At 51.4% G+C, this 15,493-nt stretch carries 13 protein-coding genes; 1 reads left to right on the top strand and 12 read right to left on the bottom strand.

All coding sequences use genetic code 11. The features are described 5' to 3' along the window. Positions 1-150 precede the first annotated feature (150 nt). The 12 genes from AAAX34_RS04260 to AAAX34_RS04205 all read right to left on the bottom strand — a co-directional run bounded on the left by AAAX34_RS04260 (position 151) and on the right by AAAX34_RS04205 (position 13,713). Positions 151-1,392, bottom strand: coding sequence for a Coenzyme F420 hydrogenase/dehydrogenase, beta subunit C-terminal domain (locus AAAX34_RS04260; protein ID WP_195239718.1), 1,242 nt, complete (start codon positions 1,390-1,392; stop codon positions 151-153). A gap of 17 nt (positions 1,393-1,409) precedes the next feature. After that, positions 1,410-2,813: an oligosaccharide flippase family protein gene (locus AAAX34_RS04255; RefSeq protein WP_195239716.1), complete on the bottom strand. Its 1,404-nt coding sequence runs from the start codon at positions 2,811-2,813 to the stop codon at positions 1,410-1,412. Further along, the gene (locus tag AAAX34_RS04250; protein ID WP_195239714.1) at positions 2,813-3,889 is read right to left on the bottom strand and encodes a polysaccharide pyruvyl transferase family protein; all 1,077 of its coding nucleotides are present in this window, start codon (positions 3,887-3,889) and stop codon (positions 2,813-2,815) included. The genes AAAX34_RS04255 and AAAX34_RS04250 overlap by 1 nt, the downstream gene beginning before the upstream one ends. A gap of 3 nt (positions 3,890-3,892) precedes the next feature. Continuing rightward, a complete protein-coding gene (locus AAAX34_RS04245) occupies positions 3,893-4,927 on the bottom strand; it encodes a glycosyltransferase family 2 protein (RefSeq protein ID WP_195239712.1) in 1,035 nt (344 codons plus the stop codon). A gap of 529 nt (positions 4,928-5,456) precedes the next feature. Next, the gene (locus AAAX34_RS04240) at positions 5,457-6,452 is read right to left on the bottom strand and encodes a glycosyltransferase family 2 protein (RefSeq protein ID WP_195239710.1); all 996 of its coding nucleotides are present in this window, start codon (positions 6,450-6,452) and stop codon (positions 5,457-5,459) included. Continuing rightward, a complete protein-coding gene (locus AAAX34_RS04235; protein WP_195239708.1) occupies positions 6,445-7,560 on the bottom strand; it encodes an EpsG family protein in 1,116 nt (371 codons plus the stop codon). The genes AAAX34_RS04240 and AAAX34_RS04235 overlap by 8 nt, the downstream gene beginning before the upstream one ends. A gap of 194 nt (positions 7,561-7,754) precedes the next feature. Then, positions 7,755-8,747, bottom strand: a complete 993-nt coding sequence (locus AAAX34_RS04230) for a glycosyltransferase family 2 protein (RefSeq protein ID WP_195239706.1) — start codon at positions 8,745-8,747, stop codon at positions 7,755-7,757. 4 nt (positions 8,748-8,751) lie between these two features. Next, entirely contained in the window at positions 8,752-9,585 is an 834-nt protein-coding gene (locus AAAX34_RS04225; RefSeq protein WP_195239705.1) for a glycosyltransferase, read from the bottom strand. Then, positions 9,586-10,287, bottom strand: coding sequence for a sugar transferase (locus AAAX34_RS04220; protein WP_271759665.1), 702 nt, complete (start codon positions 10,285-10,287; stop codon positions 9,586-9,588). Between the two features lie 84 nt (positions 10,288-10,371). Continuing rightward, positions 10,372-10,962, bottom strand: a complete 591-nt coding sequence (locus tag AAAX34_RS04215; RefSeq protein ID WP_349110091.1) for a hypothetical protein — start codon at positions 10,960-10,962, stop codon at positions 10,372-10,374. A 327-nt stretch (positions 10,963-11,289) separates the two neighbouring features. After that, a complete protein-coding gene (gene thrS, locus AAAX34_RS04210; RefSeq protein WP_055309551.1) occupies positions 11,290-13,053 on the bottom strand; it encodes a threonine--tRNA ligase in 1,764 nt (587 codons plus the stop codon). A 228-nt stretch (positions 13,054-13,281) separates the two neighbouring features. After that, entirely contained in the window at positions 13,282-13,713 is a 432-nt protein-coding gene (locus AAAX34_RS04205; RefSeq protein ID WP_055251579.1) for a zinc ribbon domain-containing protein, read from the bottom strand. A gap of 325 nt (positions 13,714-14,038) precedes the next feature. On the opposite strand from AAAX34_RS04205, the gene AAAX34_RS04200 reads away from it, so the two are divergent. Then, complete coding sequence (locus tag AAAX34_RS04200; RefSeq protein ID WP_349110090.1) at positions 14,039-15,493, top strand: NAD(P)/FAD-dependent oxidoreductase; 1,455 nt, start codon at positions 14,039-14,041, stop codon at positions 15,491-15,493.

The raw sequence follows: 15,493 nt of genomic DNA, 5'->3' as shown, positions 1-15,493 counted from the left end.
GTGGCGCGTCTCGGCCCTGGGCGGAGGCCGCTACTCATTCACGTCCGCCTCCGGGCTGGCGCTGGACGACCGGGGGCAGCGGACCTCGGAGGGCAACACGGTATGGCTCTACGAGCCCAACGGGGGGCCCGCCCAGGCATGGGTCCTTACCTAGTCTGCAAGATCTTTCAAATACTTTTTGACAATCTCCCGAAATGATTCAGGGAGAAGCCTTCGTGCTATTTTCTTAGTATAAAAAAATATTCCCCGCTCACGCCTTTTATACATACACTCAATGGCATGCCAACCACCTTCGACAAATGCGTCAATATAGAGCTGTCTGTCTTTTGGAAGGGTGCTCGGGCGGCGGAGCTGATCGTTGCCTTTAGCGATATCGTCAAATTCGACAGGGTACAAGTCCAGAGCGTTGCTGGATTCAATAAACTCCCTGCCGCGGTCGTTATTCACCAGCAAGCAGGAGACACCTTTCATCTGATTAAACTTCTCAGCATCTTTCAAAACGTCGGGCCTATTAACGTCGACGCCCCAAAAATCACCGATGGTAAGATCGCCGGCGCGAAATCTCCCTGCATAGGGGCACCTATAGCAGCTATCGCGAAGAGTCTTGAGGTTCAGGAACATGTCGTAGTAGGGGGATTTCGCCGCAGAAATGGTGACCTCTCTTCCGTCCTCAAGAAGAAGAAATAGAAGAAGAGAGTTGTCCCACCCCTCGCGCTTGCACCTAAACCGGAAATCAACCACGGGAGACCCAAGCTGTCTGCCATAGCCCTCAACGCAATCCGCGAACATGCGGCCGGAAGGGACGCCGTGGCAGACCAGGTCAACGGTTGTCAGGTTCTCATAATCGCCTCCGAGAAAGCCCCTAAGGCCGGCGACTTGGCAAGGCGTACCGCAGAAAAGAACCCGCCTCCCCTCGCGAAGGTCCGCCTTCACGTCGGCAAAACAAGCTCCGGCATCACTCTGCACATATTTTGAGTTAAGCAGTGGACGAAGCCCGTCAACGCTCGCCGCGCGACGGTGCCGCACCCGAAGGATGCTCCCCTCGCGCTCATAGGCAGCGCCATATGCGACCCCACCAGAAGCAATAAGCTCACGCGCAAATGCACCAAAAACGCCACCGGAGGCGGACTCCGAGACATCGTCCCTACCGGCGGCGGCAAAGAACGGTCCGGCGGAATTAAAGCCTATCCCTCGGTTAAGACCGCACGCCTTAATGCACGCGCCGCAGCCAATGCAAAGATCACCATCAATTACAGGAAGAACGAACCCATCCTTACCCTCGGACATGGTAACGGCGCCTCTAGGGCAACTAGCGGCACACGCTCCACAACCGCAGCAATGCGATGGCGACTCAAACAGCGTGGGAATTTCTCCCCTTTTCACAGTAGACATGCAGTTACCCCCCCCCCCTATTTATGAACCGAAAGCAACTTGCGCAGAATGTCCGCATTCATATAACCGAAAAAAGCCAACGCAATTGCAAGACAGGCAATAGCGCTCAAAAAGCCAGCACCGTAGGCTGACAGATAATAAAAGGCGAACACTCCAAGAATTGAAACCAAAGTCAGAATCTGCTCAGCCCGGTCTTCGACAAGCTTCGCAAACTTAGCGACTTTAATCCTGCGGTACTCATTCACCACGATCATCGCCAAGAGGGTTGCAAAAGACGCTCCATATAGACCAAAGCGTGGAATCAACAAGACACACAGCAGGGCGCAAAGAGCAGCAGACACCGCAGTAGTGGTTCCCATAATTCCAGTCTCTTTATGTGCGGTGAAGATACCGCCATAAAAACCGGAAATATTGCTGAAGTACGTCGCCAAGAGCAATATCGGTACATACAACATGCCCTCGCCGAATGAACCCTTAATCAGGACGCCATACACAAGAGGCATAAGCGCGGACATAAGCAGAACGACGCTCATCATGAAACGCCTTAGCGCCCGATACACAGAGTTATAGAAAGCCGACTCATCCTCATCAGAGTTTAGGGCTCGAGCTGAACTCTCCTTCCAAGACTGATAGAAAAAGCCATACACCTGATCCATGATACCGGGGAACTTGTACGACACTGCATACACGCCGGCAGCAGAAGGCCCAAGCGTACTCATGATAATGAGCCTGTCCAGCAAGTTATTAATAGTCCAGGAAACCTTATTAGGGATGAGCGGAAATGAATACCGTAGAAGGTTTAAAGCATAGGAGATAGAGAGGGCCGACGGATCGATATAACGCCAGAGCCTCCGCATTACCATGAACACGAGAGCAACACCGCCCTGCGCAATGACCGTTGCAGATAGCATACCCACAACGCCCCAGCGAAGAACGGCGATAAAGAGAACATTGAGCAAAATGGTAAAAGCACTCGCGGCAAAGTTCATGACGGAATATCCCACGGTATCCCCGAAACCACGAAGGACAGCAGAAGCCATCTGCAGAAGCGCGCCAGCAACAACAAGTCCCACGACCCAGCCAAGATTTTCAGGCTCAAAAAGCAACCATACCAGAATCGCCATGACTGCAAAGCATACGCATCCGGCAAGAAGTACAGCGCATGACGCTGTCACGGCTGTAGACCGATCCTCATCGGTACGGCAGTCAATGAGAAACCGAAACAGCGCTTCATCCATCAGCAGCGAAACCGCAGGAACGCAAAATAAAGCAATAGTATTGATGTAGTCTACGGTGCCGTAATCAGCAGTGGAAAGAACCGATGTATAGAGCGGAAGCAGAAGAAACGACACGAGCTTTGTTGCCATGCCGCCAACTGCGATAATGCCGGTATTTTTGATAAGTCGGCTTGTCTCTCCCATTACGAAAGCGCCTTTCTAAGATAAGCCCACGAATGCTCACGCAGAGAATCAAGAAGAGAGTCCACATCACCCCAGTCACAAGGAGGAACATCGTCGGCACACATAACGTTGACGCAACGGTCAGACAGCCCGATATTGCCCAGCAAGTCGCGCATACGCGCACCAGACTTATCTGTTGCATATACGCGGAAGGGCTTATGGAAGAGAACAGAGAATACAGTTGCATGAAAGGAATTGGTAACGATGAGGTCTGCGTGTGCGATAAGAGAAACGAACTCTTCAGGGCCAACGCCAAACAGGTTAATTGAATTTGGGATATCTAGATTATTCTCAGATATATAAGCCACCTTCATGCCTGTTGCCTCCGTCATCGCGACGGTGCTCTCGATAAGCTCAGGACATTCACGCAAAAGATACATGAAAATATATTCACCTTGCAAGACATCTTTAGATGCCATGTCGGTATAGTCATCGGATTCCAACAAAAGTGTGGGATCTAAAACAACGTCGATAGGCGTATCGACAAGTGGCTGAAATAGCGGAACCGTCTCCTCCTCGCGAACAGACAAAAAATCAAACCTTGAAAGTAAATCGGATACAAGTTGCTCATCAAAATTCTCCGGTCTAAAGAAAGTATGAGCAAGACTGGGAGCGTAAGCAACTCGTCGACTATCTCCGGCAAATGAAAGGAAATAGGGGCCAACAACACCTTGTGTGCAATCGAGATTCCAAATTTGATCGCTTCCGCAAATAAAACAATCAAACTGCTCAGCGAGTTCGTACATATCACTTTCTTTTTTCCAGAAATACGGTCTCTTTGTAAGCCTGAAATACTTTTTAGAAAATTCCGCGAATGCAGCCTTTCTAGACGACTGCTTACGCCAACAGCGCATTGCGCGCAGCGTCATCTTCGGGTGGCGAGGTTGGAAAAACCTATATTGCTCATAGTCACGAGAACGATAGTCGATTATTCGCACCTCATGCCCCATGCCTTTCAAGACTTCTTGAAGCGCATAAGACTGAAGTGCAGACCCGAAATTTAAAGCACCGTGGAAAGTAATCGTTCCAATCTTCATTATTTATCTGTTCCTGTTCACCCAAATATGAATAGCATCTGAAAGGCTGAGTCCAGTTACCCCATCAGCAGCTAGAGAAAGCGATGCGAGAAGATAGCGGCTGTAATCCGAAGTGCGCAGAGCCTTCTCAATATCCTTCCATCTACCATTCATCGAAGTACTCACCCTGCTGAACTCATCAATTGAATTGAACGTGTCACAACAACAAGCAAATAAAATCTTACGAGCGCAGTTGTCCAGAGCGACAGTTCTCCCAAGCAAGAGCGGTCCGAACAAAGGAAAAATGCGATTGAAGTCTTCCTGACTATAATTAATCCCCAGCTCTGCACGTAAAGAAATCAACTCATCAAGAACCCAATACGAATCAAGCCCTTTAACATTCGTAGGGGTAGACTGCATTATGGATCCAGGACGGATTCGGTAATAATAGCCACTCAAATCATAACAAGGTTCATCGTTAAAGCGGCAATCTATCCATACCGGATGAATCAGATCTTCGTACCATGCACCAACGGGAAAACCTAGTCGATTCCAGACTTCACGACGATATAGTCTGCCCCACGGCACCATCCAACTAGCTCTATCGTTCTCTATCTTGCCAAGCAAACCATCATCAGACATATATCTAAAAGTCGATGTAACGAAATCCGCAGATGTTTCATCGAGTCTGCTCCGCATATCCTCAAGATACCCTGGCCCGATCATGTCATCAGAATCCACGAACATGATGTACTTACCGCGAGAAACTCTAAGACCCGCATTACGTGCTGCGGAAAGGCCGCCGTTTATTTGGTGAATTACAAGAACATTAGGCATTAGTCCATACGAATCGGCTATAACGCCAGAATCATCTTTAGACCCGTCATCTACAATAATAACCTCAAACTTGCCAGAAAACTCCTGTGTCACAATGGAATCAAGGCAAGGTTTGAGGTATTTTTCAACGTTGTATACAGGCACAATAATAGAAATGTCGTAAGATATGCCTTCCTTAAAAACAATAGGCATGAACATATTGGATGGTCTCTTGGAAACCATGCTAAGCTTCGCCTTAGACGCATAGGATATAGAATCGGAACGACGACATAACCTAAGTAAGCCATCATAAATAGGGCTAGAAAGTAGAAGTTTTATAGCCTTCTTAATTAAATTAAGAATATGCAACAATTGACTCCTCCCATCTTCAAAGTCGAATAAATATGCGCTTCCATCAATTCGGACATTTAAGTTATGATGCCCCAACATGCAATCAACAAGACCAATCGCAGACGGCACCCCATAGAGGAATAGACTACAAACAATAAATCACAAACGAAAGCGTCTATTGACTCACTCAGACCATGGGGGCGTTGGAGAACTTCTTTGAAAAAACGTGCAAAGACCAGCTTCTAAGCATCGACCGAAATAACTAAAGCCCAAGGAATGAATACACCGCACGACAAGACTGAACCTTTGATATCGGTTCAATCGTAAATTCTTGTCACTTAATTGAAAGCTAAGGACAAGCTCGGTCAGGACTAATAATGCTCCAACTAAATATATTAGAAAAAAGCAATAATGACCTGCATTATACAAATAGACGACGGAGACATTTAAAGCAGCTTAGTAAGTGCCGAGCAGAAAAAGAAACGATACTGCAATTTGACAAAACAAGACTATGAACTAAGTCCGGACAATTGCTGATTCGACTCTGATACTCGCTTTTAATTGTTTTATCAAATTGCCTTTTCACCTCTTTATCCACTTCACAATGCCAAAGAACTTCATCAAGATCACAATAGTGTCGGCAGATACCCCTTTTGGCATTTTTTACTGAATCGCTCGACCATTCACTCGCATAACGAATCAACTCGTCGCTTACAAAGCTCCAATCAGTTATCTGATCCTCTTTAAACTGCTTCGTACTATTAGCGCCATGCTGACGATAGTAGTAAAGCGGCTCGTCAATGTGAAATAAACTCTTTGCAATATCGAAAACAGGAAGAAGTTGACAAAGATCCTCACCGTGCATAAGGCCAACTCGTTTCGAGTACCACTCATCACTGGCAAACAAATCTCTCCGAATGACCTTATTCCAAACGCTATTGAAATCGCATCCGCACAACAGGTTTTTAACAGCATCAAAAGATTCGCCCGTATGCATACCAGAACAGATATCAACTTTTAACGAGGGTTTAATAGGCATCAATCCCATGGTAAAGTCAAATGAAATGATATCAGCACCAGTCGAGGCAATTACATCGCATACCTTTTTGATGCAGCCTTCAAGAAGAGCGTCATCGGAGTCGAGCGAAAGAATATAACGCCCACTCGCCTTACGAAGACCGTCTCGACGTGCAGCGAGAAGACCTTCGTTGTCCTTATGAATAACGAAGGCTCTCTCACGCTTATCGCAATAAGCATCGCAAATCTCGGGAGATCCATCGGTGGAACCATCATCCACAAGAATCACCTCAAAAGAGCCGGTCCCTTGAATATCAATAGATTCCAGACAAGCGGGAAGAAAACGCTCGGTGTTATATACCGGTACAACAATACTGATGTCAGGCGTTTCGTCATGCATAAATAACTCCTAATAGCGCCGACGAATACGGAAAAAGATCGCAGCTGCCGCCATATACAAACGTAATGACAAAATAAAACACGAAAAATAAAAAGCCCAGAGTTCCAGTTAGAAACCGCTCTCTACCAAGGTTTTCAGATAAAAAGGGGTAAACCAAACCTGAAATGAAAAGAAAAGGGAAACTGAGTCGAATTAGCTCAGGACTGATGCTCGCAAATTGAGCGAATAAGGAAGAAATTATGCCACAGCTCGTATAAAAATTAAGTGTCCATCGATCAATGCTCGTGGTCAAACCCTTACTACCCAACATCCATATAGCAAGGCAAAATAGAAAATAAATAAGCATTGTGATATTAAATGAGCCCATTCCAGCGTGTTTGATCTGAAAGCTATATGACGACGTAAATAGAGACACGAGTTCCATTACATCCGGTCCAATCATAATCACACAAATAGCAAAAATGATAACGCCAACGCATGCAAGAAGTGCAACGGTCTTGTATGAACGTTCTTGTCTGCGGTTGAAGCATGAAATATAAATAATCCAAATTAAAAGTCCTATGATAGACATTTTGTGAAAGCCAACTGCAAGAGCCAAATAAACAATAGCGGGGACGCGCTTCTCACGGAACAGCTCATAGAGCATCATGACGAGCATACTAGTAGCAAGACATTGCCTAATTATGTTTAACGTATAACCGAACACAACGAAACAAAGAAAGAAACCTACGACAGGATACCCGCGAGGATACAACTTCCTAACAACTAAAATATAGGGAAGGAGAACGATGGCTTCACAAAGAAAAAGAACAGCGTGGAAATCACCAGTCAGTCTCCCCAGGATCCAGAAGAGAATTACGAATAGCGGCTCTTGATCTGAGCAAGCACCCATAGCACCTGTGAGCGAATAATACTGCGAGGCGTAAAAACACCTGAGAGGATATGCCGAGGTATCGGTACCGACAGATGCATCGCGCAGCCCCGCCACCAAACAAAGGGGGAGAACCGCGATAACCGCTAGAAGAAAACTGACGCGCTTATTAGGTATCTTTACCGAAAAATATAGCAACGCAATATGGGACACAAAGGCAATGAAATAGATTGGCATCTCTACACCTGCTTTGCATATCGTTTGTAAACCGTCGATTTACCTCCGGTCGAAACCACGTCGAAAACACCAACACAGCAGTTAAACACATCTTGAAAATAGATGTTATACAAAAAGCTGCCATGGCATTCAGTAACGTTAAACAGATGCGCGCTAATAGAAAAACTCACCTTATCAACCTTTTATCACAGGAGTTACCCGATAGCCTTACCAGAAATTGCAGCATATAACGCATAGAAAGCGTTATGAACCCTAGGAGAGATAGAAAAGAGAGCACAGCGTAACCTCCATTTTGAACAAGCATATGGGTTCCTCGACGCCCTCCAGGCAAGCCCTCGAGCATTCCTCAAATATTTCTGGGCGTCAGCCTTACTATCAAATCCGTCCGGATCAACCCTCATTGCAACGCGAAGCGTACAGAATGATTGAAAACACTCAAACTCGCCCTGAAATTCAGACCCGGCAAATCGTCGAACAGTCTCAATAGTCCTGTCCATGTCTTTAGCATGCTTGGAACCCTGCTTTCTGAGCGTTGTAATGGAACCAGGTCTCGTCACGTATGCATAAAAGCACGCATCAGAGAATGCAACCTTTTGAATTTTGGAACAAATTTTAGCAATTACGCCCATGTCTTCGAAGAGCTGCCCCTCAGGAAAGACAAGGTCGTTAATAAGAGATCGTTCAAAGAGCTTTCCGCACGCAGAGCCGCTCTCACCGCTTAATAAAAGTAATTTTCGTAAATGCTCAATTCCAGATTCAACATGGAATTCTACATTCTGCCCCATCTTATAGTTATCAAGAACAGGCGTCTTCGCAAAGGAGCCGATAACGAGCGAAACTTGATACTTGTCAGCCGCTTCGACCATCAACTCAACAGTTCGCGAATCAATCAAATCGTCCCCATCAACATACATGACATAATCGCCGTGGCACCTTTGAGTACCAAAGTTACGAGCAGAAGAAAGACCGCCGTTTTCCTTATGCAAAATCTTAAATCGCGTGTCTGATCCAACGGCATCTTCAATAAGATCAATAGTATTATCAGTACATCCATCATCCACAATAATATATTCGATATTCGAATAAGTCTGACCAAGCAATGAGTTTACGCAAGGAAGCGCGAACATACCCACGTTGTACATGGGGACAATGACACTAACCAGAGGCTTAGCAACATCAGAAGCCATATATCTAAGACCTCCTGAGAACAAAACGATATATCAACGCTCTAACGGAATTTGGCATCAGACAGACGACGGCATGCGGTAAATAAGAACAGATATAATCGCATTTTGTGAAATAGCCACGCTCAACTTGAGCACGCTTAAATGCTTTAGCGTACTTAAGATACTGCGAGCCCCCCCTGCGAGCATAGAAATCCCCACTAACGCGCATCGCAACAAGCGGTTCCTTCAGGTTATCCGCCTTGCAGCCACATGCGAGCATCCTGTTAAAAAGGTCCCAATCCTCAAAGTAGAGAAAATCGGAACTGTAGTTACCAGCCTCCATGACTTTCGACTTTCTAAACGTCATAGGAGGATGACGAAAGGGATTTCGCCTTTTGGAATAAGAACGTATAGCGTCGATGCCCTTGGGAAGATCTGTGGACGCAACAGGTTCATTGGGAGTCGTGACGAATTCGATAACATCGCTTCCGACCATATCGAGACCACTATCAATAGCGGCAAGCTGTTTCTCCATACGATCCGGACGAGCTATATCATCAGTGTCCATGCGTGCAACAATTTCGTTAGAGCAAGCAAGGATGCCTTGGCGCAGTGCATACCCAAGTCCATGGTTTTTTTCATACGAAACAAAATTGAACAGTCCGGGATGCAGGAAGTCATAATCTTGGAGCACGTCTTCAAGCTCATGCGTAAGCGGACCATCCTTGACCATGACGATCTCGGCAGGAGAAACCGTTTGATTCAGCATGCTGTCTAAAGCTTGAATTAAAAAGGCAGGATTTTCTTTTTTGTAAATGCTCATCAACACACTGTAAGAAGAAGAAAAGTTTGTCTGCATCTATCGTCCCGTTCTCTTCTTTCCAAACATGGCACCAAAAGTGCCAGTAAAGCACTTCCAATCCATCGCAAAACAACGGTTTTGGACATAGCGAAGCTCAATCTTCTGGCGCAGGCCGCTCTCGAAGGTTGCCTCATTACGATCGGTTGCCTGCCAAAGACCAGTAATACCGGGCTGAACAGAGAGCAGCTCAGCCTTTTCCTCGTCGGAAAAGTGCTGTTCAAGCTCATCCCTTGTAATGGGACGCGGTCCAATAACGGAAAGATCGCCGTTAAGCACGTTCAGGAACTGAGGCATCTCGTCGATAGAGCACTTACGAATAAACTGACCAATCTTGGTAATACGAGGGTCATCGTCAACCTTGCGTTCGACTTCCCACTGATGTAGCTGCTCGGGACTCAGATACTTCTGTACATCGCCAGCATCGGCGACCATACTACGAAGCTTAAAAATCTTGATAGTCCTTCCGCCTCTGCCGACGCGCTCTTGCGTATACATGGGGCTGCCGGGCGATTCGAGACTAATGAGCACGCACACGATGGCGATAGGAATAAGCAGCAGTACGCTCATCAAAAGACTGAACACCAGATCAAACAGCCTCTTAATAAAGCGGTAACCAAGCGTACCGCTCGGCTTAATCTCTTTAATAGCTAGTGCATCCCCCATTGATGCACAGCTCTCTGTCATTTCCTTAGCAGCCATAGTCAAACTTACGTCCCCGTTCCCTACGGATCACCCAATCGGTAAATTCAAAAAAGCGTACGAACAGCCGGTACAACGTCTCCCTTACGTTTTGCTGGGAACGTCGAGCGGTAGCAGCTCCCTAAAAACGGAATCGCCATCGCCCACGTCTACCAGGCACCAGCGTTTATGACGGTCGATCTTTTTAACGCGAGCCTCTTGCCCCACCAAGGGACCCTGCTCTATGTGCAACACGCCGTCTTCTATGCGCGCAACGCTGTTGCGCACCACGCCGTCGTCGTCCAGAACGCTGCGGTACCAATCCTGCGCATCGTCCGGCATGGGCATGTACGCCCGCTCCCTGCTGCCGGCGATGCGACAGCCAAAGCTCAACTGGGCCAGGGCCCTATCGAGCGCGGCGGCATCGTGCGTGGCGACGAAGAAATATTCCTTGTACATAGGTTTGGTTTGGAGCGACCGGGCGCCGTCCCGCTTAAACCAGAACTCCTTTTGCATCACAAAAGCGTCCTGCATCAGGTCGTGCGGGATAATGCGGCGGACCTTTTCGCAGGTCTCACGCTCTTTTCCATGGGGGGTGTGAACCAGAAACCAGCGGACGCGGCCGTGCTGGCTGTTGGTGGTGGCGCCGCTAAATGCGCCCGGCAGCTGCTCTTGGCGCCGCGCCGTCTGTTCCATGTTCTCACCCCCCTCTTTTGGCTTTGCGATGCACGCAAATGCAGGGGCGTTTAGAACAGGCTTCTCGCTCGCAGCTAGGCGCAGTCGCAAAAGTACAGGTTTTTGTAGAGGGGTATGGAGATGCACCTACTGGCAGTACATTTTGCGTAATCTGGGCAAACGCTGATTAATTGCTCGTATAATGTCGTCAGTCGAAAGATACAAAAACCTGTACCTTTTTGTGCAACAAAAAAAGCCGCTCAACCAGCGGCTTTTCTTATTTGGACATGAAAAAAGGCGACCGTCCTTTGTGGACAGTCGCCTTTGTTAATTGTTGTGAAGTTTGCCTTAGGCGCGAGTCTTGATCTCCTCGGTCACCTTAGCTACAAACTCGTCGACGCTCATCTGAACGGTCTCGTTGGAGCGATCGCGGACGGAGATGTTGCCGGCCTCGACCTCCTTCTCACCCAGGATGAGCATGTAGGGCACGCGGTCGATGCTGCGGGCCTCGCGGATCTTGTAGCCGATCTTCTCGTCGCGGTCGTCGCAGACCACGCGAATGCCGGCCTCCTCCAGCTTGGCGCACACCTCGTGGGCGTAGTCGCGGCTCTTCTCAGAGACGGGAAGTGCCTTGACCTGCACGGGAGCCAGCCAGGTGGGGAACTTGCCCGCAAAGTGCTCAATCAGAATACCGATGAAGCGCTCGATGGAGCCAAAGCACACGCGATGCAGCATGATGGGGCGCTTTTTGGTGCCGTCGGCGTCCACGTACTCCAGGTCAAAGTTGAGCGGCATCTGGAAGTCGAGCTGCACGGTACCGCACTGCCAGGTACGACCGAGCGAGTCCTCCAGGTGGAAGTCGATCTTGGGGCCGTAGAAGGCGCCGTCGCCCTCGTTGACCTCGTAGTCCATATGCAGCTGCTCCAGAGCGGTACGCAGGCCCTCCTCGGCGCGCGCCCAATCCTCGTCCGAACCCATGGAGTCCTCGGGGCGGGTGGAAAGCTCAACGTGGTACTTAAAGCCAAACTTCTGGTACACGGAGTCAATGAGGTTGACCACACCCACGATCTCGTCGGTCAGCTGGTCAGGACGCACGAACAGGTGGGCGTCGTCCTGGTTAAAGCAGCGCACGCGGAACAGGCCGTGCAGGGCACCGCGCAGCTCGTGGCGGTGCACCAGGCCAATCTCGCCGGCGCGGATGGGCAGCTCGCGGTAGGAGTGCGGCTTGGAGGCGTACACCAGCACGCCGCCCGGGCAGTTCATGGGCTTAATGCAGTACTCTTCGTCGTCGATGACGGTGGAGTACATGTTGTCCTTGTAGTGGTCCCAGTGGCCCGAGGTCTTCCACAGCTGCTTGTTCATGATGAGCGGCGTGGAGATCTCCACGTAGCCGGCCTTGTGGTGAATCTCGCGCCAGTAGTCCAGCAGCGTGTTCTTAAGGATCATGCCGTTGGGCAGGAAGAACGGGAAGCCAGGGGCCTCGTCGCGCATCATAAAGAGGTCCATCTCGCGGCCGATCTTGCGGTGGTCACGCTTCTTAGCCTCCTCCAGCATGTGCATGTGCTCGTCGAGCTCTTCCTTGGTGGCAAAGGCGACGCCGTTGATGCGGGTGAGCATCTTGTTGTCCTTGTCGCCCTTCCAGTAGGCGCCCGAGACGCCGGTGAGCTTAAAGGCCTTGAGCGCCTTGGTGTAGCAGATGTGGGGGCCGACGCACATGTCGATGTAGTCGCCCTGCTGGTAGAAGGTGATGCGGGCGTCATCGTCCAGGTCACCGATGTGCTCGACCTTGTACTTCTCGCCGCGCTCCTCCATAAGGGCGATGGCCTCGGCGCGGGGCTTCTCGTACACGGAAAACTTAAGGTTCTCCTTGACGATCTTTTTCATCTCGGCCTCGATCGCGGGGAAGTCGTCCTCGCTGATCTTGACGCCCTCGGGCAGGTCGACGTCGTAGTAGAAGCCGTTGTCGGTCGCGGGGCCGTAGGCAAAGTCGGCCTCGGGATAGAGGCGCTTGATGGCCTGCGCCATGATGTGCGCGGCGGAGTGGCGGATGACGTGCGTGACCTCGTCCTGCGGGAGTTCGGCCACCGAACCGTCATTGTAGAGTGCCTTCATGGGTATGTTTTCTCCTCTCGGATGCCTGATGCAAGTGTATGCGATGCGCTCGGCATTTTAACTTGCATCATTATAGGCAGGTTGCCTTGGTATACAAGCGCCCGCCGCACCTTAATGGCACGGCGGGCGATTTTCTACGCATGCTTCATCGTGTGGGGCGGGGTGCGCGTGTGGCTTGCGCGGGACGCGTGGTGCCCGCGGCTTGCGGCCGGCCCGGCGATGGATGCGTTACTGGATGCGAGTTCGGCAGTAGGGGCAGACCTTCCAGTGCGCATCGAGCGGGCGATGGCAGCTGGGGCAGACGTTGCGAACCTGGGTGTCACACACCGGGCAGACGACGAAGTCCTTCTCGATGGGTGCGCCGCACTGCGGGCAGGTGCCGTACTGGGCAAGCTGGCGCTCGCGCAAGGCCATGTCCAGCTCCTGCTCCTCGCGGTCGGACGCGTAGGAGTGCGGGCGCAGGACCAGGTAGGCAATGAGGCCCACAAACGGGATGAGGGCGATGATGCCCCATGCCACGTAGGCGCTGGCGCCGCGGCGGCGAGCGTCGATGAACACATAGACGACCGACAGCACATACAGGGCGATGATAAAGCCAACAAAGGCATAGACGACGCCCATAAGCTGCGGCGACATGAGCTCGGAGATGTACTTGGACATTACGGGTACCTTTCGGAATATTAACAGTCTGGTCAAGTTTACCACGGGGTTTGTTTATATGGGACCACGGCTAGGGGCGGGGCTGGTGCGGACACAAACAACTCAATCTGTAACAGGTGGGAGCGGAATCCGGGTCTAGGTGTTACAGAACGAGACATAACTTCAACGTGGTAGCCGGCAAACGAGGTTGTCGACGTTATCGGGTCTCCCCTCGTCTGCCGTTGGCGGGTGTTGCGGGGCTGTTCGCCGCATTGCCGCCGCACTGGGGGTGTGCGGACCGTAGGATAGTCTTATTGACGGCCTGTCAACTCGTCTGGGAGGCACTGTGACAGAAACGTTTGATATCGCGATTGTCGGCGCGGGCATCACCGGATGCGCCATCGCGCGGCAGCTCGCGCGATTTGACCTTTCCATTTGCGTGGTCGAGGCGGCTAACGATATTGCGCTGGGCGCGTCGAAGGCCAACGGCGGCCTGGTGCACGCCGGCTACGATCCGGCGCCGGGCACGGTAAAGGCGCAGGTCAATGCCCGTGGCTGCGAGCTGTATGGTACTTGGGCTCAGGAGCTGGGCTTTTTGTTTTGCCGTACCGGATCCATGGTGCTGGGCTTTAACGACGAGGACCGCGCGCATCTGGAGAAGCTGCGGTGCAACGGTCATGTCAACGGTGTGCCCGAGCTGTCGATCGTCGGACCCGACCGCATCCACGAACTGGAGCCGCGCGCCAGTGCCGATGCAACGTGCGCGTTGTGGTGCCCCTCCACTGGCTTTGTCGACCCGTTTGAGGTTGCCATCGCCGCGCTGGAGAATGCCGTGGCCAACGGGGTGACGTTTATGCGGTCCGCGCCGGTGGAAACGATTGAAGTCGCGGGCTCGGGCGACGACGCGCGCTTTACGCTGGCGACCCCCGCCGGCAACGTGCGCTGCCGCTACCTGATCAACGCCGCGGGCAACGGCGCCGCCGACATCTCGCATATGGCGGGCGCCGAGGAGTTCCAGATGGTCTGGCGTCAGGGCAACATCGTGGTGCTAGACAAGGAACCGCGCGCGCTCATGCCGCTCTACCCGGTGCCGACGCCGATATCGAAGGGCGTCATCGTGACGGGGACCGTTCATGGCAACACCGTGATTACCGCGACTGCCGCCGTGCGTGAACCTGGCGACACGCAGACCTACGCGAGCGATGTCGACGCGCTGCTGAGCGGCGCGCGCAAACTGGTACCCGATCTAGACACGCGTCGCGTGGTGCGAGCATTTGCCGGTGGGCGCCCTGTCATTCAGGAAACGAACGACTTCTTTATTGGACAGTCGGCCGTGGTGCCGGGGCTGTTCCAGGCGGCTGGCATTCAGTCGCCGGGCGTGGCGAGCGCGCCGGCCATTGCCGAGCGCATGGAGCTTGTGATGCGTGAGGCGGGCGTGGAGCTGCACGAGCGGGCGGACTGGAACCCAATTCGCCGCGCGCCGGACGATTTTGACCGCGCACCGCTGGCGCGCAAGGAGGAACTGATCGAGTCCGATCCCGCGTGGGGACAGATTGTCTGCCGCTGCGAGACGGTGCCCGAGGCCGAGATTGTGGCCGCGATTCGACGCCGCCCGGGCGCGGTTTCGGTCGAGGGCGTCAAGCGCCGCTGCCGCGCCGGCATGGGTCGATGCCAAAGCGGCTTTTGCCAGAGCCGTGTGGTGGCGATTCATGCCCGAGAGCTGGGCTGCGACCCCGGCGAGGTATTACTGGAGGATACCGGCTCCTGGCTGGTCGAGGGTCCTTTGAAGGGGGTGCGCTAG

The organism is Collinsella sp. CLA-ER-H4, assembly GCF_040092395.1.
GTDB lineage: Bacteria > Actinomycetota > Coriobacteriia > Coriobacteriales > Coriobacteriaceae > Collinsella.
The sequence above is the reverse complement of the archived record's forward strand: the minus strand, read 5'-3'. Positions and strand labels throughout refer to the sequence as shown.